Origin of the sequence: Burkholderia sp. ABCPW 14 (assembly GCF_001523835.1) — a bacterium.
Lineage (GTDB): Bacteria > Pseudomonadota > Gammaproteobacteria > Burkholderiales > Burkholderiaceae > Burkholderia > Burkholderia mayonis.
In genome coordinates this window covers 80,139-101,515 of record NZ_LOVS01000021.1, presented here as the reverse complement: position 1 = coordinate 101,515, position 21,377 = coordinate 80,139, and the positions used below count along the sequence as shown (strand labels likewise).

Annotated in this window: 12 protein-coding genes; all 12 read left to right on the top strand. The window is 66.0% G+C overall.

Annotated features, from left to right (window positions below):
• Nucleotides 1-50 precede the first annotated feature (50 nt).
• The 12 genes from WS62_RS04145 to WS62_RS04090 all read left to right on the top strand — a co-directional run bounded on the left by WS62_RS04145 (nucleotide 51) and on the right by WS62_RS04090 (nucleotide 20,922).
• Complete coding sequence (locus WS62_RS04145) at nucleotides 51-2,648, top strand: protein kinase domain-containing protein (protein ID WP_066568161.1); 2,598 nt, start codon at nucleotides 51-53, stop codon at nucleotides 2,646-2,648.
• 52 nt (nucleotides 2,649-2,700) lie between these two features.
• A complete protein-coding gene (tssA, locus tag WS62_RS04140) occupies nucleotides 2,701-3,732 on the top strand; it encodes a type VI secretion system protein TssA (RefSeq protein ID WP_066568112.1) in 1,032 nt (343 codons plus the stop codon).
• Between the two features lie 62 nt (nucleotides 3,733-3,794).
• Entirely contained in the window at nucleotides 3,795-4,370 is a 576-nt protein-coding gene (gene tssB, locus WS62_RS04135; RefSeq protein WP_066568111.1) for a type VI secretion system contractile sheath small subunit, read from the top strand.
• Nucleotides 4,363-5,871 carry a type VI secretion system contractile sheath large subunit gene (gene tssC / locus WS62_RS04130; RefSeq protein ID WP_066568108.1) on the top strand — a complete coding sequence of 503 codons (1,509 nt, stop codon included), beginning with the start codon at nucleotides 4,363-4,365 and terminating at the stop codon, nucleotides 5,869-5,871. Before tssB ends, tssC begins: the two co-directional genes overlap by 8 nt.
• Before the next feature lie 57 nt (nucleotides 5,872-5,928).
• Nucleotides 5,929-6,420, top strand: coding sequence for an Hcp family type VI secretion system effector (locus tag WS62_RS04125; RefSeq protein WP_066486225.1), 492 nt, complete (start codon nucleotides 5,929-5,931; stop codon nucleotides 6,418-6,420).
• 18 nt (nucleotides 6,421-6,438) lie between these two features.
• Nucleotides 6,439-6,999 carry a type VI secretion system baseplate subunit TssE gene (gene tssE / locus WS62_RS04120; RefSeq protein WP_066568105.1) on the top strand — a complete coding sequence of 187 codons (561 nt, stop codon included), beginning with the start codon at nucleotides 6,439-6,441 and terminating at the stop codon, nucleotides 6,997-6,999.
• Between the two features lie 4 nt (nucleotides 7,000-7,003).
• On the top strand, nucleotides 7,004-8,875 hold the full coding sequence (tssF, locus tag WS62_RS04115; protein WP_066568102.1) for a type VI secretion system baseplate subunit TssF: 1,872 nt from the start codon (nucleotides 7,004-7,006) through the stop codon (nucleotides 8,873-8,875).
• Nucleotides 8,839-10,050, top strand: coding sequence for a type VI secretion system baseplate subunit TssG (gene tssG / locus WS62_RS04110; RefSeq protein WP_066568100.1), 1,212 nt, complete (start codon nucleotides 8,839-8,841; stop codon nucleotides 10,048-10,050). The genes tssF and tssG overlap by 37 nt, the downstream gene beginning before the upstream one ends.
• Nucleotides 10,051-10,062: 12 nt before the next feature.
• Nucleotides 10,063-12,717 carry a type VI secretion system ATPase TssH gene (gene tssH / locus WS62_RS04105; RefSeq protein WP_066568098.1) on the top strand — a complete coding sequence of 885 codons (2,655 nt, stop codon included), beginning with the start codon at nucleotides 10,063-10,065 and terminating at the stop codon, nucleotides 12,715-12,717.
• Nucleotides 12,714-14,918 carry a type VI secretion system Vgr family protein gene (locus WS62_RS04100; protein ID WP_066568095.1) on the top strand — a complete coding sequence of 735 codons (2,205 nt, stop codon included), beginning with the start codon at nucleotides 12,714-12,716 and terminating at the stop codon, nucleotides 14,916-14,918. Before tssH ends, WS62_RS04100 begins: the two co-directional genes overlap by 4 nt.
• Nucleotides 14,919-14,933: 15 nt before the next feature.
• Entirely contained in the window at nucleotides 14,934-16,199 is a 1,266-nt protein-coding gene (locus WS62_RS04095; RefSeq protein ID WP_066568092.1) for a hypothetical protein, read from the top strand.
• Between the two features lie 22 nt (nucleotides 16,200-16,221).
• The gene (locus tag WS62_RS04090) at nucleotides 16,222-20,922 is read left to right on the top strand and encodes an RHS repeat-associated core domain-containing protein (protein ID WP_082720680.1); all 4,701 of its coding nucleotides are present in this window, start codon (nucleotides 16,222-16,224) and stop codon (nucleotides 20,920-20,922) included.
• Nucleotides 20,923-21,377 lie beyond the last annotated feature (455 nt).

Sequence of the window (21,377 nt, the reverse complement as noted above, 5' to 3'; positions counted from 1 at the left end):
CGCGACATCGACGCGATCCGGCCGCGGTTCGCGGGATCAAGAGGTGGCACATGACGGACCCATATTCGAGAGACAACGAGCAAGAGACCGTGACCCGGAGCGCAGCCGCCGAATTTGCAGTGCGGCCGCTGCCGCTTGGCCATCGTCTCGGCGAATTGCAACTGGACGAGGTGCTCGGGGTCGGCGGCTTCGGGATCGTCTATCGCGCGTTCGACCGCACGCTGCGGCGCGCGGTCGCGATCAAGGAATACATGCCGTCGATGCTCGCGACGCGCGGCGGCGACTACACGGTGTCGCTGCGCTCCGAGCGCTTCGCGCAGGCGTTCGACGCGGGCCGCAGCGCGTTCCTCAACGAGGCGCGGCTGCTCGCGCAGTTCGATCATCCGGGGCTCGTCAAGGTCCTGCACTTCTGGGAGAGCCACGGCACCGCGTACATGGTGATGCCGTTCTTCGAAGGGCGCACGCTCAAGCAACTGCTCGACGGCGGCGTGCAGATGGGCGAGACGCAGTTGCGCAACATCGTCGCCGCGCTGCTCGGCGCGCTCGACACGCTGCATCGCGCGCAGTGCTTCCATCGCGACATCGCGCTCGACAACATCCTGATCCGGCCGGACGGCAATCCGATCCTGCTCGACTTCGGCGCGGCGCGCAAACGGATCGGCGATCTCGTCGACGACAGCGCGATGATGATCAAGCCGGGCTACGCGCCGATCGAGCAATACACCGACGATCCGGCATTCAGCCAGGGGCCGTGGACTGACCTGTACGCGCTCGGCGCGGTGATGCATGCGATGGTCGCGGGCGAGCTGCCGCCCGCGGCGGTCGTGCGCAGCATCAAGGACACTTATCGGCCGCTCGCGACGCGCGCGTTGGCTGCGCGCGAGCCATACAGCCCCGCGTTTCTCGCGGCGATCGATCATGCGTTGCAATTGCGGATCGCCGATCGGCCGGAGTCGGTCGCGGCGTTCGCGGCGGAGCTCGGGCTGCGCGAATTCGATCGGCCGCCTTATGTCGCGCCGATGGCGATGCCGCCGGCGCAGATGCAGCCGCGTCAGCCGGCCGGCGATCGCGACGCGCCGGCTGCGCCAGCCGGCGTCGAGCAAGCGGCGCAGTCCCGGCGGCATCAGCCAGATGATGATCGGGACGCGGCGGCGGCAGGATCCGATGCCGTGCAATCTGCGCAGCCGCAGCAGCATGGGCGGAGGGATAGCGACGCGGCGGCGCGGAGCGGCGTCGAGCAGACATCGCAATCGCAACCACGCCGGCAGGCCGCCGACCGTGACGCGACGTCCGCGCAATCCGGCATGGAACACGCGCAATCGAATCGGCAAGCGGGCGACCGGGATGCGACGTTCGCGCGATCCGACGCCGAGCGCGCGATGCAATCGCCGCAGCATCGGCAGACGAGCAATGCAGACGCCGCGCCCGCACAGCCTGGCGTCGAACGAACGTCTCGACAATCGCAGCAGCAACCGGCGAGCGACCGGGATGTGTTCCCCGCGCAGACCGGCGCCGGCGGGCAGTCGCCGCCGCACAAGCCCGCGTTTTCGCCGCGAGACGGCATGCCGGCGCCCGAGTCGGCCGGCGAGCATGCGCGGCATGGGCAAGCGGAAGCACAGGAGCCCGACGCGCGACATGGCGCCGATTCGCCGCGCGCGCGCGATGTCGTGGGGACTGCCGCAATCGCGGGGGGCGGCGCTTCGTCGGCGTCGGCGGCAGGGGCGGCTTCGAGTTCGGCCAGGGCTTCGACCGCAACCGCTTCGACCGCCGCGACGTCTGCAGCCACCGCGGCTACCGCGGCCACCTCTGCCGCACCGCGCCGCGACGCGCGCGCCGCACCGCTCGGCGATAGGCGTCGGCTGCTGCGCGACCGGCGGACGATCGCCTACGCGGGCGGCGCGCTTGCCGTGCTGATCGCGATCGGCATTGGCACTGCGTATCTGGTGAAGCCGGCACACGACGTCGAGACGACGGCGACGAACGCGACGACGAACGCGAGCGCACCGCCATCGCCGGCCGCCACGGCGACGCCCGCGCCCGGCAGCACGCCCGCGCTCGTGCTCGCACAGCGCGAGCCGCAGCTCGCGCTGGCGCCGTCGCCGTCCGCCGCGTCCGCGCCGGCGTCCGCGTCCGCCGATACGACCACGCACGAGCCGGCTCCGACAGTCGCGACGACCGTCGGCGGCGAGCCCGCGCCGCAGACGGCACCGCAAAGCGCACAGCCGGCCGCGCCGCAGATTGCGAACGACACGGGCGCCGCGCCTTCCCGACACGCGCCGGCCACGAACATCGCGCCGAAGGGAAGCCTCGATGCAACGGAGACGGTCGTCGCGAACCCGTCGGCGAGCGGCGTCGCGCAGCCCGCGTCGACGTCCATCGCCGCGGAGGCTGCCGCTGCCGCAGCCGTAGCCGACTCGCGTCCGCCGGATACGCCGGAGACGATTCCCGTGCGTTTCCGCGTGCGCCCGTGGGGCGACATCTACGTGAGCGGCGTGAGGCGCGGCGCGAGTCCGCCGCTGCGGTCGCTGTCGCTCGCGCCGGGCGTCTATCAGATCGAGATCCGCAACGGCACGCTGCCGCCGCTGCGGCGCACGGTGAAGATCGATTCGGGCAGCAAGCCGATCAACATCGACTATGCGTTCGAGTGACGTTGATATGCCGGCGCGCGCCGCCGGCTCCGGTCCATTCACGGGAAGGCCCATGCAGAGTTCAGACCTGATCGAATCGTTGCTCGCCGGCGTTGCGCTCGACGCGCCGTGCGGCGCGAATCTCGAATACGAGCAGGATTTCCTGCGGCTGCAGGAGAGCGCGACGCCGCATCCCGAGCAGCAGTACGGCGATACCGTGATTCCGGCCGAAGCGCCGGACTGGGGCGCGGTCGAGCGTCTCGCGCTCGAGCTGTCGGCGCGCACGAAGGATCTGCGCGTCGCCGCGCATCTGGCGCGCAGCTGGACCGAGCTGCGCGGCATTGCCGGCTATGCGGACGGGCTGAAGGTCGTCGCGGGGATGCTCGACCGGTGGTGGGACGACGTGCATCCGCGCCTGGACGCCGACGGCGACCGCGATCCGACGCTGCGGATGAACGCGCTGGCCGAAGTCGCGGGCGCGCACGACTGCGCGCGCGCCGCGCGCCGGCAGGCGCTGCTCGACGGCGGGCTCAGCGTGCGCGACGCCGAGCGCGTGTTCGACGGCCGCGACGCGGGCGCGGAGCCGTATCCGGGCGGCCGCGAGCGTCTGATCGCCGATCTGACGCGAGCGCGCGACGGCGGCCAGCCGACGCTGCGGGCGGCGCTCGCCGCGCTCGACGCGCTCGACGCGATCCGCGCGCATGTCGCGTCGAAGCTCGGCGGCGAATGGGCGCCGGACACGAGCGACTTCGAGAAGGCGCTGCGCCGGATCGTGCGCGACGGGCTGCCGCCGCCTGCCGCGCCGCAAGCGGCGGACACGCCGGGCGCGGCGGCTGCGACCGATGCGGCCGCCGCCGCGCCAAACGGCGGCGGCGCGAACGGCCGCGCATGGCGCGATGCGGAGGTGACGAGCCGCGACGACGTGCAGCTCGGCCTCGACAAGATGTGCCGCTACTTCGAGCTGCACGAGCCGAGCCACCCGGCGCCGATTCTGTTGCGGCGCGCGCAGCGGCTGCTGTCGCTCGACTTCTACGAAATCATCCGGGATCTCGCTCCGGAGAGCCTGCCGAAGCTCGACATGCTGAGCGGCCAGCGGAGCGAATGATGCGGGCGCCGCCGCGAAGGCGGCGGACATGATCGACGCAACCTGATGCAGAGGAGCAAACGATGACGAGCAAGTACAAGGCTTCGGCCAGCGGGCAGAAATTCATCGCGCGCAACCGCGCGCCGCGCGTGCAGATCGAGTACGACGTCGAGACCTACGGCGCCGAGCGCAAGGTCCAGCTGCCGTTCGTGATGGGCGTGATCGCCGATCTCGCGGGCAAGCGGGCCGAGCCGTTGCCGGACCTGCCGGAGCGCAAGTTCCTCGAGATCGACGTCGACAACTTCGACGAGCGGATGAAATCGGTCGCGCCGCGCGTCGCGTTCCACGTGCCGAACACGCTGTCGGGCGACGGGATGCTCAACGTCGACATGACGTTCGAGAGTATCGACGACTTCTCGCCCGCCGCGATCGCGCGCAACGTCGACGCGCTCAGGCGCCTTCTCGAAGCGCGCACCGAGCTGTCGAACCTGCTGTCGTACATGGACGGCAAGCACGGCGCCGAGCAACTGATCGAAAACGCGATCAACGATCCGGAATTGCTGAAGTCGCTCGTGCGTCAGCCGCTCGCCGCGCCTGCCGCCGACGGCGCACAGGCGGCGCCGGATGTTGCGGACGATTCGGAGATTCGCCATGAATGAACGCGCTCAAACCCAGGCCGACGCGCGCGAGGCCGCGCAGCCCGTCGTCGCGCGCGACGAGTTCGCCGCGCTGCTGCAGAAGGAATTCAAGCCGAAGACCGCGGAGGCGCGCGAATCGGTCGAGCGCGCGGTGCGCACGCTCGCGCAGCAGGCGCTCGAGCATACGGTCGGCATGACGACCGATGCGTACAGCAGCGTCAAGCAGATCATCGCCGAGATCGACCACAAGCTGACCGAGCAGATCAATTTGATCCTGCATCACCAGGAATTCCAGACGCTCGAAGGCGCGTGGCGCGGGCTCCACTATCTCGTCACGAACACCGAGACCGACGAGCTGCTGAAGATCAAGGCGCTGCCCGCGTCGCGCAACGAGCTCGCGCGCACGCTGAAGCGCTACAAGGGCGTCGCGTGGGATCAGAGCCCGCTGTTCCGCAAGGTCTACGAAGAGGAATACGGGCAGTTCGGCGGCGAGCCGTTCGGCTGCCTCGTCGGCGATTTCTACTTCAATCACAGCCCGCCCGACGTCGAGATGCTCGGCGAGCTGTCGAAGATCGCGGCGGCCGCGCACGCGCCGTTCATCGCGGGCGCGTCGCCGGAGCTGATGCAGATGGATTCGTGGCAGGAGCTGGCCAATCCGCGCGATCTGACCAAGATCTTCCAGAACACCGAGTACGCGGCGTGGCGCAGCCTGCGCCAGTCCGAGGATTCGCGCTACGTCGGGCTCGCGATGCCGCGCTTCCTCGCGCGGCTGCCGTACGGCGCGCGCACGAATCCCGTCGACGCATTCGACTTCGAGGAAGACACCGACGCCGCGAGCCACGAGCGCTACACGTGGGCGAATTCCGCGTACACGATGGCGGCCAACATCAACCGCTCGTTCAAGCTGTACGGCTGGTGCTCGTCGATACGCGGCGTCGAATCGGGCGGCGCGGTCGAAGGGCTGCCGTGCCACACGTTCCCGACCGACGACGGCGGCGTCGACCAGAAGTGCCCGACCGAGATCGCGATCAGCGACCGCCGCGAGGCCGAGCTCGCGAAGAACGGCTTCATGCCGTTCGTTCACCGGAAGAACTCGGATTTCGCGGCGTTCATCGGCGCGCAGTCGCTGTATCAGCCGGCCGAGTATCACGATCCGGACGCGACCGCGAACGCGCGGCTGTCCGGCCGCCTGCCGTACCTGTTCGCGTGCTGCCGCTTCGCGCATTACCTGAAGTGCATCGTGCGCGACAAGATCGGCTCGTTCCGCGAGCGCGACGACATGGAGCGCTGGCTCAACGACTGGATCATGAACTACGTCGACGGCGATCCGGCGAACTCGTCGCAGGAAACGAAGGCGCGCAAGCCGCTCGCGGCCGCGCAGGTCGTTGTCGAGGAGATCGAGGACAACCCCGGCTATTACGCATCGAAGTTCTTCCTGCGGCCGCATTACCAGCTTGAAGGGCTCACCGTGTCGCTGCGGCTCATCTCGAAGCTGCCGTCGGCGAAAGCAGTGGGCGAATGAGCGTCAACCGACTGACATTCGACTGACATCCCCCAATCAACCAGGACGGAGAGATCGATGGGCGTGGCAATGTTTATGAAAGTGGACGGCGTCACCGGCGAATCGGCCGACGCACAGCACAAGGGCTGGACCGACATCCAGTCGTTCTCGTGGGGCGCAAGCCAGCCGGGCGCGATGGCGAGCGGCAGCGGCGGCAACGCCGGCAAGGCGAGCTTCAACGATCTCGTCGTCGCCGCCTACATGGACAAGGGCGCATCGGCGATCATCAAGAACTGCGCGAGCGGCAAGCACTTGTCGACGGTCGAGATCTCGGCGTGCAAGACGGGCGGCACGCAGATCGAGTTCTTGCGCGTGACGCTGCAGGAAGTGCTCGTGACGTCGGCGCAGATCGCGGGCGTCGATCCGGGCGACGCGGCCGACCGGCTGATGATGCAGTATGGCTTCCAGGCCGCGAAGGTCAAGAAGCAGTACTGGCAGCAGTCCGACAGCGGCGGCAAGGGCGCCGAAGTGTCGGTCGGCTGGAACATCAAGGAAAACGCCGAGATGTGACGGCAGGGGACGCGGATCATGGACGACGACGAGCGATCCCGGCGCGACCGGGAGGGCGGCATGCGCGCCGCGCGCGACCGGCTGCAGCCCGCGCTGCTCGACCGGCTGACCGACGCTGAACCGCAGCGGCGCGCGGAGCCGCCGGACGCGCAGGCGATCGGCGGCGAGCGGCTGCGCGCGGCGGTGCTGCGCGATCTGTCGTGGCTGCTCAACACGCGCAACGGCGAGGACGGCTTCGTCGACTGGTCGGCGTTCGCGCACGCGCAGGCGTCGGTGCTCAACTACGGGATGCGGCCGCTCGTCGGCAAGCCGATGTCCGGCGTCGAGCGGATGTCGGTCGAGGCGTCGATTCGCGATGCGATCGTCCGCTTCGAGCCGCGCATCGCGCCCGACAGCGTCGAGGTCCGCAGCGTGCTCGACGCGCCGGACGGCGCGGCGGGCGAGCGCCGGCACAACGTGCTGATGTTCGAGATCAAGGGCATGCTGTGGTCGGTGCCGCATCCGGTCGAGTTCGTGCTGCGCTCGGATCTCGATCTCGAAACCGGCGCGATGTCGCTGCTATCGGCGGCGGGAGGCTGACGCGATGGACACGCGCCTCCTCGAGTACTACAACCGCGAGCTCGCCTATCTGCGCGAGCTCGGCGGCGAGTTCGCGCAGCAGTTCCCGAAGGTCGCCGCGCGCTTGCGGATGCACGATTCGGGGCCGCCCGATCCGTACGTCGAGCGGCTGCTCGAAGGCTTCAGCTTCCTGACCGCGCGCGTGCAGCTCAAGATGGACGCGGAGTTTCCGCGCTTCACGCAGACGCTGCTCGACGCCGTGTATCCCGGCTACGTCGCGCCGATTCCGTCGATGGCGATCGTGCGGTTCACGCCGATGATGAACGAGGGCAGTCTCGCGCAAGGCTACCGGCTGCCGGCCGGCACCGCGCTGCGCGCGCGGCCGGCCGCGTCCGAGCAGACCGCGTGCGAGTTCCGCACCGCGCACGATCTGACGCTGTGGCCGCTCGAACTGAGCGCCGCGGCGGTGACGGGCGCGCCCGCGTATCTGCCGCGCGCGGCGACGGCCGCGCGGCGTGACGTGCGCGGCGCGCTGCGAATCCGGCTGAAGGCGCGCGGCGGCGCGAGTCTCGCGCAGATGCCGATCGAGCGGCTGATGTTCCATCTCGCCGGCCCCGAGCGCGACGCGCTGCATCTGCTGGAACTGATCGCCGCGCACACGATCGGCGTCGTCTGTCACGATACGGGCCAGCCGCCGCGCTGGCTGCACGTGCTCGGCGCGGATGCGCTCGTCCACCAGGGCTTCGACGCCGATCAGGCGCTATTGCCCGACGACGGCCGCAGCTTCCAGGGCTATCGGCTGCTGCGCGAGTACTTTGCGTTTCCCGCGCGCTTCCTGTTCTTCAGCATCGAAGGCTTGCGGCCGGCGCTCGCGCGCGCGACGGGCGACGCGTTCGAGCTGACGCTGTTGCTCGACCGGCACGACGCGGCGCTCGAGAGCAGCGTCGACGCGCGGCATCTCGCGCTGAACTGCACGCCGGCCGTGAACCTGTTCGCGCGCCGTGCGGACCGGATTCCGATCCATCCGGGCGCGCGCGAGCATCACGTCGTCGTCGATCGCAGCCGGCCGCTCGACTACGAGGTCTACGCGGTGCAGCGGCTCGCGAGCGAGCAGCGCGACGACGGGCAGGTGCGCGAGTTCCGGCCGTTCCACGCATCGTTTGCCGGCGACGACGGCAACTACGGCGCTTATTACACGGTGCGCCGCGAGCCGCGCCTCGTGTCCGCGCAGGCGCGCGCGAACGGCACGCGTACGGGCTACGTCGGCAGCGAGACGTTCGTGTCGCTCGTCGACAGCGATTGCGCGCCGTACGACGAATCGATCCGCTATCTGTCCGTCGATACGCTGTGCACGAACCGCGACCTCGTGCTGCTGCAATCGCCCGGCGACGCGAACACGTTCACGCTGCGCGTGTCGGCGCCCGTCGAGCGGATCGCGCCGATTCGCGGGCCGTCGCGGCCGCGCCCGCCGATCGCCGACGCGCAGACCGCATGGCGGCTCGTCAGTCATCTCGGGCTCGCGCGCCACACGCTGACCGACGTCGACGACGAAGACGGCGCGCGCGTGCTGCGCGAGCTGCTCGGCCTGCACGCGGACACGGCCGACGCGGCGATGCGCCGGCAGATCGACGGCGTGCATCGCGTCGCGTTCACGCCGGTGTTTCGCCGGCTGCCCGCCGCCGGGCCGCTGATGTTCGGGCGCGGCGTGCAGGTCGACGTGACCGTCGACGATCATGCGTTCTCCGGCGACAGCCCGTTTCTGCTCGGCGCGGTGCTCGAGCAGTTCTTCGCGCGACACGTGTCGATCAACTCGTTCGCCGAATGCGTGCTGAGCAGCGCGCAGCGCGGCAGGCTCGCGCAATGGCCGGCGCGCGTCGGCAGGCGGCCCGCGATATGACGACGAATCCCAAGCCTTCGGCCACGGGCGCAAACGCAAACGCAAACGCAAACGCGGGCGCCGACACCGCGCGCCGCGACGCATGGTGGCGCCGCCTGCGCGCCGCGCCGCACGGCTACGACCTGTTCCAGGCGCTGCGCTGGCTCGACGCGCTGTCGCCGGCGCACGCGCCGCTCGGCTACGCGTCGCGGCCGCGCGACGAGCCGGTGCGGCTCGGCCAGACGCCGTCGCTGACGTTCGCGGCGGCGATGCTGGCCGGCGTGCGCGACGGCTGCCCGACGCCGCGCATCGCGATTCACGGCTTCGGGCTGTTCGGGCCGAACGGGCCGCTGCCGTCGCATTTGACCGAATACGCGTACGAGCGCGCGAAGCAGCATGACGATCCGACGTTCGCCGCGTTCGCCGATCTCTTTCATCATCGATTGATCCTGCTGTTCTACCGCGCGTGGGCCGACGCGCAGCCGACTGTCAGCCTCGACCGGCCGGCGCGCGCGCGCTTCGACGCATACGTCGCGAGCCTGATCGGGCCGCGCGACGCGCCGTCAAGCGATGCGTCGCGCATCGCGGACGTGCTCGCGCCGCACGCGAAGTATTTCCAGGCCGGCCATCTGGTGCGGCACACGCGCAATCCGGAAGGGCTCGTGCAGATCCTGCGGCGCTACTTCGGCGTGCGCGCGCGGATCGTCGAGCACGTGCCGCAATGGGTGATGCTCGATCGCGCGCAGCGCTGCGCGATCCGCGCGACACGGCCGACGCTGCCGCTTGGCGGCGCCGTGCTCGGCTGCGCGGTGCGCGACGCGCAGTCGCGCTTCCGGATCGTGCTCGGCCCGCTGACGCTCGACGAATATCGGCGGTTCCTGCCGGGCGGCGTGCACGCGCGGCAGCTCGCGCAATGGGTGCGCGAATATGTCGGCATCGAATTCGACTGGGACGTGCAGCTCGAACTCGTGCGCGACGAGGTGCCGGCGCTCGCGCTCGGCAGCCGCCACGGGCTCGGCCGCGCCGCGTGGCTCGGCAAGCGGCTCGATCCCGGCCCCGCGCGCGATCTCGTGCTCGGCTACGACGCGCGCGCCCGCCGCGCCCGTGACGTTGCGAGCGTGGGCATCGCGAGCGCGCGACCGCCGGCTGCCGATCGGGCGGCCGCCGCCGACGCGTTCCATCGACAACCTGCCTGAACGGAAACCGCCATGTCCGATATCGGCCGAGTGACCTTGTTCGGAAAACTGAATGCTTTTCTCTACGAGACGCTGGAACAGGCGACCGGCTTCTGCCGGCTGCGCGGCAATCCTTATGTCGAGCTCGTGCATTGGCTGAACCAGATGCTCCAGCGCCCGGACAGCGACCTGCACCGGATCCTGCGCCGCTTCGACATCGATGCGGCGTCGGTGGATCGCGGGATCGTCGCGGCGCTCGACCGGCTGCCGCGCGGCGCAGGTTCGGTGTCCGATCTGTCCGCGCACATCGACGATGCGGTCGAGCGCGCGTGGGTCTACGCGACGCTCAAGTACGACGCGACGCAAATCCGCAGCGCGATGCTGCTGCTCGCGATCGTCAAGACGACGCAACTGCGCAACGTGCTGTACGCGGTCTCGCGCGACTTCGAACGGATCGTGCCGGACGTGCTCGCCAACGAACTCGAACAGATCGTCAACGGTTCGCCGGAAGCGCCGCCGCCCGCCGCGCGCGCATCGGCGGGCGGCGGCGCGCAGCCGGCTTCGGCGCGCGAAGGCTCGGCGCTCGCGCGCTACGCGGTCGATTTGACCGCGCGTGCGCGTGCGGGCGAGATCGATCCGGTCGTCGGCCGCGACAGCGAGATTCGCCAGATCGTCGACATCCTGCTGCGGCGCCGGCAGAACAATCCGCTGCTCGTCGGCGAGGCCGGCGTCGGCAAGACCGCGCTCGCCGAAGGCTTCGCGCTGCGCATCGTCGCGGGCGACGTGCCGCCGCCGCTGCGCGACGTGGAGCTGTATCTGCTCGACATCGGCTTGCTGCAGGCCGGCGCGAGCGTGAAGGGCGAATTCGAGAGCCGCCTGCGCGGCGTGATCGACGAGGCGAGCTCGAGCGAGCGGCCGGTGATCCTGTTCATCGATGAAGTGCACACGCTCGTCGGCGCGGGCGGCGCGGCGGGCACGGGCGACGCGGCGAACCTGCTGAAGCCGGCGCTCGCGCGCGGGCTCTTGCGCACGATCGGCGCGACGACGTGGTCCGAATACAAGCAGTACATCGAGAAAGACCCGGCGCTGACGCGGCGCTTCCAGCTCGTGCAGGTGCGCGAGCCGGAAGAGGCCGCGGCGTTGACGATGTTGCGCGGGCTCGCCGCGAAGCTCGAAGCGCACCACCGCGTGCTCGTGCTCGACGACGCGCTGCAGGCGGCCGTTACGCTGTCGCATCGTTACATTCCGGCGCGGCAGTTGCCCGACAAGGCGATCAGCCTGCTCGACACCGCGTGCGCGCGTGTCGCGGTGAGCCAGCATGCGGTGCCCGCGCCGATCGAGGATGCGCGGCGGCGCATCGACAGCTTGCGCGTCGAGCGCGAACTGATCGGGCGCGAGTGCGCGCTCGGCGCGGGCGATGCATCGCGGCTCGATGCGATCGATGCGTCGATTGCGAGCGAACAGACCGTGCTCGATGCGCTCGATGCGCGCTGGCAGGCGGAGCGCGACGCGCTCGACAAGATCATCGACTGGCGTGCTTCGCTGCTCGACAACGATCCGTCGCGCGCGCTCGATGCAACGGCGCGCGCCGACGTACAGGCGAGGCTCTCGGCCGCGTTGCGCGAGCTGGCCGAGCTACAGGGCGAGACGCCGCTCGTGCTGCCCGCAGTCGACACGCACGCGGTCGCCGCCGTCGTATCCGACTGGACCGGCATCCCGCTCGGCCGGATGGTGCGCGACGAGATGCAATCGGTGCTGAAGCTTGCCGATACGCTCGCCGAGCGCGTCGTCGGCCAGCGGCACGCGGTCGAGCTGATCGCGCAACGCATTCAGACCGCGCGCGCGCGGCTCGACGATCCGGCGAAGCCGCACGGCGTATTCCTGCTGTGCGGGCCGTCCGGCGTCGGCAAGACCGAGACCGCGCTTGCGCTCGCCGACATGCTGTACGGCGGCGAGCACAACGCGATCACGATCAACATGAGCGAGTTTCAGGAGGCGCACACGGTGTCGACGCTGAAGGGCGCGCCGCCCGGCTACGTCGGCTACGGGCAGGGCGGCGTGCTGACCGAAGCGGTGCGGCGGCGGCCATACAGCGTCGTGCTGCTCGACGAGATCGAGAAGGCGCACCGCGACGTGCACGAAATCTTCTTTCAGGTGTTCGACAAGGGCTGGATGGAAGACGGCGAAGGGCGCTACATCGATTTTCGCAACACGGTGATCATCCTCACGTCGAACGTCGGCTCCGAGCGCGTGATGCAGCTGTGCCGCGATCCGCAGCGTTTGCCCGATGCGCAGACATTGACCGACGCGCTGCGCGCGCCGCTGCGCGAAGTGTTTCCCGCCGCGTTGTTGGGACGCCTGACCGTCGTGCCGTATTACCCGCTGACCGACGAGATGCTCGCGCGGATCGTCGCGTTGCAACTCGAACGCATCGAGCGCCGCATCGAAGCGCATCACGGGATCGAACTGCACTGCGCCGATTCGGCGACCACGCTGATCGTCGAGCGCTGCCGGACGATCGAATCCGGCGGCCGGATGGTCGACGCGATCCTCACGCACACGGTGCTGCCGCGCATCAGCCAGGAGATCCTGCGCGCGACGATCGAAGGGCGCGCGCTGTCGGGGATCGAAGTGAGCGCGGACGAAGGCCAGTTCGTTTATCGATTCGAAGAGGAGGAGGCAACGTGACCCGCGTGTTCACACTCGACAGCCTGCACGGAGACGCCCTGAAGTTCCACCGGCTCTACGGCGAGGAAGCGCTCGGGCGATTGTTCGAATTCCGGATCGAAGCGCTCGCGGACAACCACAGCCTGTCGCTGAAGGAGCTGCTCGGCAAGCCGGTGACGGTGCGCATCCGGCAGCAGAACGAATCGGAGCGCTATCTGAACGGGATCGTCGCGCGCGCGTCGCTCGTCGGGCGGCGCGCGGAGCGGCATTACGGCTATCAGCTGATCGTGCGCCCGTGGCTGTGGCTCGCGACGCGGCGCTCCGATTGCCGGATCTTCCAGAACAAGACAGTGCCGGAGATCGTGCAGGAAGTACTTGCATCGTACGGATTCCCGATCGAAAACCACCTGACCGAAACGTATGCGTCACGCGAATACTGCGTGCAGTACAACGAGACCGACGCGGCGTTCGTGTCGCGGCTGATGGAATTCGAAGGCATCTATTACGACTTCAAGCACGCGGCGCAGACGCATACGCTGATGCTGTGCGATGCGATGTCGTCGCACGTCGCGCTGCCCGGCTACGAAAAAATCCCGTTCATCGCGCGCGACCGCACCGCGATCGCCGACGAAGAGCACATCGACAGCTGGCTGCCCGCGCAGGAAGTGAGCATCGGCAAGCACGAGACGAGCGACTACGACTACACGAAGCCGCGCGCGGATCTGTCCGCGCAGAAGATCGATCCGCGCGGCCACGATCATGACAGCTTCGCGTCGTTCGAATGGCCCGGCGGCTATCGCGACGACGAGCCGGGCGCGCACTACAGCCGCGTGCGGCTCGAGGAGCTGCAGGCCGAGCACGAGCGCGCGCTCGCGCGCACCGACGTGCGCGGCGTCGCGCCCGGCTATCTGTTTACGCTCGAACACTGCCCGCGCGCCGACCAGAATCGCGAGTACCTGATCGTGCGCTGCCAGTATCGGTTTCAGGAGAACGCGTACGCGACCGACAGCGGCAACGAAGCGGTCGTGCACGAATCGCAAGTGCTCGTGCAGCCTTCGAGCCTGCCGTATCGATCGCTGCGCGCGACGCCGCGGCCGCGCACGAACGGCCCGCAGACGGCGACCGTCGTCGGCCCGAAGGGCGAGGAAATCTGGACGGACCAGTACGGACGCGTGAAGCTGCAATTTCGTTGGGACCGCTACGGACAGAGCGATCAGAACTCGTCGTGCTGGGTGCGCGTGTCGAATCCGTGGGCGGGCAGCGGCTTCGGCGGCGTGCAGATTCCGCGCATCGGCGACGAAGTGGTCGTCGACTTTCTGAACGGCGATCCGGATCAGCCGATCGTGACGGGCCGCGTGTACAACGGCGAAAAGATGCCGCCGTGGGGCTTGCCCGCGAGCGCGACGCAAAGCGGGCTGCTGTCGCGCTCGTCGCCGGGCGGCACGACCGAGCATTCGAACGCGTTTCGCTTCGAGGACAAGAAGGGCGCGGAGCAATTGTGGATGCATGCGGAGCGCAATTTCGACGCGGAGACGGAGCAGGATCACACGCTTTCGGTCGGGCACGATCATGCGCATTCGGTCGGCAACAACGAGACGATGAGCGTCGCGAACAACCGGCAGCGGAGCGTTGGGCAGAACGAAACGATCAACGTCGGGCAGCATCGCGTCGCGCAAATCGGGGGAAACGAGACGCATGGCGTCGCAGGCAATCGCACGAGGCAGGTCGGCCAGAACGAAGCGGTGACGATCGGCGCGAATCGCGAAGCGACGATCGGCGGCAATCACGTGGAGACGGTCGCGAAAGACAAGACCGAATCGATCGGACAGGGCAAGACGCTGAACGTCACTACGCACTATCAGACGCATTCGAAAAGCATGAAGACGACCGTCGCCGAACATCACGCGGAGGAGATCGGTGCACGAACGTCGACGATCAAGGGCGCGCACGTGCTCAACGTCGGCCAATCGCAGACGGTGAACGTCGGCGCGAGTCACGCGATGAACGTGAAGAACAACGTGCATGTCGGCGCGGGCGATCAGATCGCGCTCGTTTGCGGCAATGCCAGCATCACGCTGAAGAAGGACGGCACGATCGTGATCAACGGCGTCACGGTGGAATCGAGCGCTAGCGGAAGCCATAGCGTGCGCGGCAAGACGGTGACATCGTCGGCGACGGGCGAGCACACGGTGGAAGGCACGATACTGAAACTGAACCCCTGACGGGGCGCGAGAATCATGCAGAACTGGCAACCCACGAACCCCGTGGAGCGCAGGTTCATGGATGCGCACACGGATTGGCAGAGCTTTGCGAAGGATCGCGCCGCAAGGCTGATGATCTGGCAAACGAACGAAGCCGACGCGCAGCTCGTGCAGCTTTATTTCCAGACGCAGGAGGAGATGGCGAGCGCGGTGATCGTCATGCGCTCGGATTTCGTCGATGAAGCGCGCTACGCGCAGGCGCTGACGGACGAACTCGTCGGGTTTTACGACAGCCGGCGCGAGGCATCGAACGCACAAGGACTGCGTGCGGATTGGCAACCGCCTCGCGATGACGGCGGACATCCGATTCTACGCTTTCTGACCGTGGCCGACAGCTTGATGCATCACCATCCGGAGATCTTTCCGGCGATGGTTTTCGCGTTGCAGCCTGCACAGGTTCGAGACGATGCGGCGCTTGCGCGCTGGCTCGGCGCACTGCTCGACGTCATCGAATCCTCGTCGAGACTCGGCGCGCGCGTGCGATTCGTGTTGCCGCGCATCGATGCCGAACCGTTCAAGCCATTGCAACAGCAACATTCGAGCACCGCCCGCATCGTAAAGGGACGTTACATGATGGCGAGCGTACCGCGCGAATTGCTCGCGGAATCCGGCGAGCGCGGACCGAACGGCGAATTCAGGCGACTGTTCGTTGAGCTGAGCGAGACGATCGGCGACGGCAATCCGGCGCGGCTCGAACGATTGCGCGCGGCGGCGTTGCAGATCGCGGCGCGCGAGCAGTGGTTCGATCAGTGCGTGGTCGTGCATTTGATCGCGGGCGCGGCGTATCTGAAGTGGCGTGACCACGAACGCGCGCTCGACGCTTATCGGCAAGCGACCGAAAGCGGCGAGCGCGCGGTCGGCGCAGCGCATCCGGCGGGGCACAAGCTCGTCGCGAACGGACTGTTCGGCGAAGCGAGCGTGCATCTGACGCACAAGGATTTCGCGCCGGCCGCGTATTGCTACGAGCGCGCGGCGGCGTCGACGACGGCTGCGCAGGACGCGCTGATGACCGTCGAGGCATGGCGCATGAGCGCGGTGTGCTGGGAGAAGGCGGGCGAGCGCGAGCACGCATTGGAGGCGGGCTTCAACGCGCTCGACGCGGGACTTCTGATCGACGAATCGATGCGCTTGAACAGCAACTTGCGGCTCGTCGTCGAATGGATGGTCAAGCAGGTCGGCGCATTCGACCGACGCCGCAGCGAGCTGAGCGACAAGGTCGCGGCGCTGCGCGGCGGACGCTGAGCGCGAGCAAGGAGCGGAAAACATGGCGCTGCCGGCCGTCAAGCATCTCGATCCCGTCGTCGGCGTCGACGTGCATTCCGTGATCGTCACGCCGGGTCTGCCTCCCGTGTTCTTGCCGCATCCGCACATCGGCTTCATGCTCGATCTGCGGGAATACGTCGAGGCGGCGAAGGGCGTGATCGGCAGCATTGCGATGGCAATCGCCGAAGACGCGGTGCTGGAATATCTGAAGGATCATCCCGACGACGTCGAGAAATTGACCGATACGTTCGATTCGCTCGATGACCAGATGAAGAAGGTCACGAGCAATCCGATGATCGCGGAGGCGCTGAAGCTCAATCGCGACGTATCGTCGATCAAAGGGGACGCGGCGAACGCGATGGGCGCGGGCGTCGGGGCGGGCGCGACCGCCGGCAGGCCGATCTTCGTGAACGGGCTGATGCGCGCGACGGCGGGCACGCATTCGTTTCATGTGCCGGGCTTGCACTTCCCGCTGGGCGAAACGTTCGCGCCGCCCGATCCGCTGCCGTCCGACGACGCCGAATCGTACATGGGCAGCCGCACCGTGCTCGCGAACAACGATCCGTTTTCGTACATGGCGCTGTCCGCGATGAGTTGCTGGGCCGAAGGGATCGAGCCGCCGCCGCACAATGGTGCGCATACGGCGCGCACGCATCTGTCGATGCCGAGTTCGGTGATGCTGCCGATTCCCGCCGGGCGGCCGGTGCTCATCGGCGGGCCGCCGGTGATGAACATGGCGGCGGCCGCCAAGGGGATGTTCAAGGCGTTTCAGGGATCGAAGTGGGCGAAGAAGCTTGCGGACAAACTGCATCTGAAGTCGGGGTTCTTGCGATGCACGGTGCTGAAGGCGGAGCCGGTCGACGTGACGACTGGTGAAGTCGTTTTGCAGCAGAACGACTTCACCGTGTCCGGCCGTTTGCCGCTCGTGTGGGACCGATATTACGCGAGCCACGATCGTCATGCGGGTGCTGTCGGTTTCGGCTGGCAGACGCCGGCCGATATCCGGCTCGAACTGATGCGCAATGAAGACGGGATCGGCGCGGCTGCGTATTTTCCGGATCATGCGACCGCTTTCGACGTGGTGCCGGCGGGCGACGGTTGGCCGGCGCGCACGTATGACTGGCAGCATGGGCATGCGTTGTATTGCGACGATGGGCGGATGGTGCTGCGCACGCGTGAGGGTATCGAATACGGGTTCGTGCTGCCTTCTCGTTGGCGAGATGCAGTCGCGGCGCTCGACAGCGAGTCGCGGCTCACGCTGCCGATCGATCGCATGGCCGATCTCAACGGCAATGCGTGGGTGTTCGAGCGTGACGTGTATGGCGGGCTCGTGCGTCTCGTCGAATGGAAGTGCGACGGGCAGACTGAGCGTTTGGTCGAGTGCGGCACGGGCAGGGGGCTGCACGCCGGGCTGTTGACATCGCTGACGTTGATCGATGCGGGCGGGAACGCGCATCCGCTCGTGAGCTACGAACATGATCGCGAGCGCAATCTGGCGGCGGCGATCGACGCGATGGCGCATCCGCATCATTTCGAGTACGCGGCCGGCCATCGGATGGTGAGCCACACGAGCGCGCGCGGCGTGTCGTTCTATTACAGCTACCAGTTGGGCGACGATGGCGTGTGGCGCGTTGATCATGCTTGGGGCGACAACGGATTGTTCGACTATCGGTTCGTCTACGACCGCGCGCGGATGGAAACGCGCGTCACCAATTCGCTCGGGCATACGACGGTTACGCAGATGAACGAGCGCGGGATGCCGGTGGCGGAGGTTGATCCGCTAGGCGGCGTGACCGGGTATCGGTATGACGCGCAGGGGCGCACGAGTGCGGTGATCGATTCGGCGGGGCGGACAACGGCTTGGGAATATGACGCGTATGGCAGTTTGATTGTGCAGACGTTGCCGGATGGGAGCGCGATTCGGGTTGAATACAATGCGAACCAAAGGCCCGTATGCGTGACGGCGCCTGTTGCGTGGCAGTGGCGGTACTCATGGGATGAGCGCGGTAATTTACTCGCGCAGGCCACACCCTCGCGGGCAACCCGGTACTACGAGTACGACCCGCATGGGAAACTGGTGGCCCATACGGGAGCTCGTGGCGCAGTGACGCGCTTTGGCTACGATCGTGACGGCAACCTCGAAGCGATTACCGATGCACTTGGACACCGCACCCTGTATGCATACGATGCGTGCGCAAACGTAATTCGGATAACCGATGCACTGAACCAAGTGAGCCGCTACGAATATGACCGAAACGGCAACCTGACACGAGCAATCGAGCCCGGCGGGCGGGAAACGTCTTGCAGTTATGACGTCGATGGCAATCTGACGCGCTACGTCGGTGCGAACGGTCGGGTCACGCAATTTGAGTACTCTGCGCTCGGACGGGTCAAAAAACGATTGATGGCGGACGCTGGCATGGTCGAATACCGGTACGACACCGAGGAACAATTGATTGGTGTCGTCAATGAGTGCGGCGAACTGTATCAACTCAAGCGCGATGCGTTGGGGCGTATCGTCGAAGAGATCGATTACTGGGGGGAGGCGCGCCGCTATGAGTATGGCTCGATGAGCGAGCTACTGCGCAGCATCGATCCACTCGGACGGACGATCGACTACGAAACGGACGTGCTTGGACGTATCGTGAAAAAGCGCGTGATGGACCGGCGTCAACCCGACGGAATCCGGACTGAAACGTTCTCGTATGATCGCGTCGGGAACTTGATTGCCGCGAAGAACCCGGACAGGCGGGTGGAATTTACGTATGACGCGGCTGGCCGTGTCATGGAGGAACGGCAGGGCGACGATTTCACGATCGCCAACGTGTACGATGCAGGCGGCAATCGTATCGAGCGCTGGACCCGACTCGACACCCGATGTGGAGTGATCACTCATGCCATCCGGTACGAATATGATGAGCTTGACGCGATCACGTCGATCCAGATTGACGATGCTGCGCCGGTTACATTCGAACGCGACGCGATTGGTCAGATTCGCATCGAGCATCTTGGCGCCGAGTTGCGGCGCGAATTGTCATACACGTCTGACGGGCTGCTTGCGAAGCAAGCATTGCTGGGCGGTACCAGTGCGCTGTTTGCCAGCGAATACGAGTATGACGTCAACGGCGAGATGACCGGCAAGTGCGACTCCCGGCTCGGCACCGAGCGCTTTGAATATGACCCGACGGGCAAGCTGATTAGCCACCTAGACCCAACTGGGACGCTGCACCGATTCTTGTATGACGCTGCCGGTAACTTGCTAAAAACCCGGATTCGCCAGGGCGATCGGACGAACGCGGTCGGACAAGACCAGCGCGTCGATACATGGGTACGCGAAGGCGAATATGACGGCTGCTACTACGCGTTCGATCGTGTTGGCAATCTGATACGTAAAAGGGACGCGCGCCAGGACTTGATGTTGCGGTGGGACGGCGATGGATTGTTGATCGAGACACTGACGGTGCGTCAACCGCCAGCCGCAGGGGAAATCTCAGGCGGCACAGTGAGTATTCGCACTCGCTTTGCGTACGACACATTCCGTCGACGGATAAAGAAGAGCACTGAGATTTGGCGCGATACCGGCTCGGGACCAGAGGCAACGTCCGATTGGACATCGCTTTCGCGTGTCGGTTGTTTCTTTTGGGACGGAGATGCGCTCGCAAGCGAGATTACGTATGGGAACCGGATGGTTGACCGGCTATTGTCGAATACGGATCCAGATACAGGCCCGCCGCAACTCCGCGCATTCGCCCATGCGGTTGACCAGACCGCGCCGGCGGACGGATTCGGTGGAGTTCGTGAGTGGGTTTATTACCCCGGGACGTTTCGGCCACTAGTGGAAATGCGGTACATGCATGCGGAGACGACGCCTCCGTTGCCGTCGGCTTCGGAATCTGCAACACGGCATTTCTTCCACACCGATCCCAATGGAGCACCGACCCGAATTACCGATTCATTGGGCGCGGTCGTGTGGGAGGGCAAGTATGCTGCGTGGGGGCGCACTAATGAAACAAGGGTTCGAGCGGAATTGGATCAACCGCTGCGGTTCCAAGGACAATTCCATGATGTAGAGACAGGGTTGCACTATAACAGACATAGATACTACGATACACATATCGGGAATTTTATAAGCCAAGATGCCATTCGATTGTTGGGTGGATTGAACCTGTATCAATTTGCGCTGAATCCATTATCTTGGATAGATCCGCTCGGACTGAACTGCAGAAGTGGATTTAAACGATTTGCTTTGAATGAAATATGGAAAGATCATGATCACCCTCTGCGTTTCCTTCTTGCTCGAGATGGTAGTGGGAAAGAGTTGAAGAAATTTGTTGAAACGCTAGGGAAGAATGCGAAGAAGCATCACGAACTTATGAATTGGGGAGACGCAGAGGATGACCTGAGCGGTAATGTACCTGTTTTCGGACGGGCGCATCCAACTGTCCAAATGGGCCACTTAACGAGTAATTTTTCACTTGATCTGAGTGCCGGAGACAAAGAGCGCCTTGCGTTAGAAGATGCGTGGGTCAATCAGAACGACAGCCAAACCGGTGAAAGATATGAAGTTATCTTCGAAAAAAAAGCAGTAACTATTGGAGGGGTTCCGGTAGAGAAGCGTACGGCATGGGACTGGGAGCAGCACGGATTTCTTGCGGCGGGGACCGTCGATAATGCTGATGAGAGTAAAGGGTGGACGAAATAGAGCACTCAATGGGTTGGGTGTGATCGATTGAGGTGGGCGTGAAATTGCAAGTGTGTGATTTAATTTGCGCTTTGATTTTCAATATAATTTATGTGAAACATTTAGTGATGTCGTCATCAGTTTGGTTGTGAGTATTTATCATTTAATTGATGTGATAAATTGTATAGATATGTTGTAATTTTTGAATTATTTTGATCATAAATTGAGTAACTTGCTGGCATCAGACCAATTCTCTTTTATCAGCGTGGCGTTATGCCGTCGCTAGCGAAACCATCCCGCGTTCGAGTGGCACGGCAGGAGGCTGGGCGTAAAGACGGCGCAGATTCCGAAGGGTCATCCGCGGATTGTGTCCGACGCCGCACAGTACCGCGCATTGCCCAGCGCACCCTCGAGCCGGTCGCGATCCAACGTGGCCGACTAGATAGCACGGTCCCGTTGGCCACTTCGAATGAGCT

Coding starts and splice junctions, on each gene's coding strand:
- tssH (WP_066568098.1), top strand. CDS start 10,063: ATGTCCGATATCGGCCGAGTGACCTTGTTCGGAAAACTGAATGCTTTT.
- tssA (WP_066568112.1), top strand. CDS start 2,701: ATGCAGAGTTCAGACCTGATCGAATCGTTGCTCGCCGGCGTTGCGCTC.
- tssE (WP_066568105.1), top strand. CDS start 6,439: ATGGACGACGACGAGCGATCCCGGCGCGACCGGGAGGGCGGCATGCGC.
- tssG (WP_066568100.1), top strand. CDS start 8,839: ATGGCCGGCGCGCGTCGGCAGGCGGCCCGCGATATGACGACGAATCCC.
- tssB (WP_066568111.1), top strand. CDS start 3,795: ATGACGAGCAAGTACAAGGCTTCGGCCAGCGGGCAGAAATTCATCGCG.
- WS62_RS04095 (WP_066568092.1), top strand. CDS start 14,934: ATGCAGAACTGGCAACCCACGAACCCCGTGGAGCGCAGGTTCATGGAT.
- WS62_RS04125 (WP_066486225.1), top strand. CDS start 5,929: ATGGGCGTGGCAATGTTTATGAAAGTGGACGGCGTCACCGGCGAATCG.
- WS62_RS04145 (WP_066568161.1), top strand. CDS start 51: ATGACGGACCCATATTCGAGAGACAACGAGCAAGAGACCGTGACCCGG.
- WS62_RS04090 (WP_082720680.1), top strand. CDS start 16,222: ATGGCGCTGCCGGCCGTCAAGCATCTCGATCCCGTCGTCGGCGTCGAC.
- tssC (WP_066568108.1), top strand. CDS start 4,363: ATGAATGAACGCGCTCAAACCCAGGCCGACGCGCGCGAGGCCGCGCAG.
- tssF (WP_066568102.1), top strand. CDS start 7,004: ATGGACACGCGCCTCCTCGAGTACTACAACCGCGAGCTCGCCTATCTG.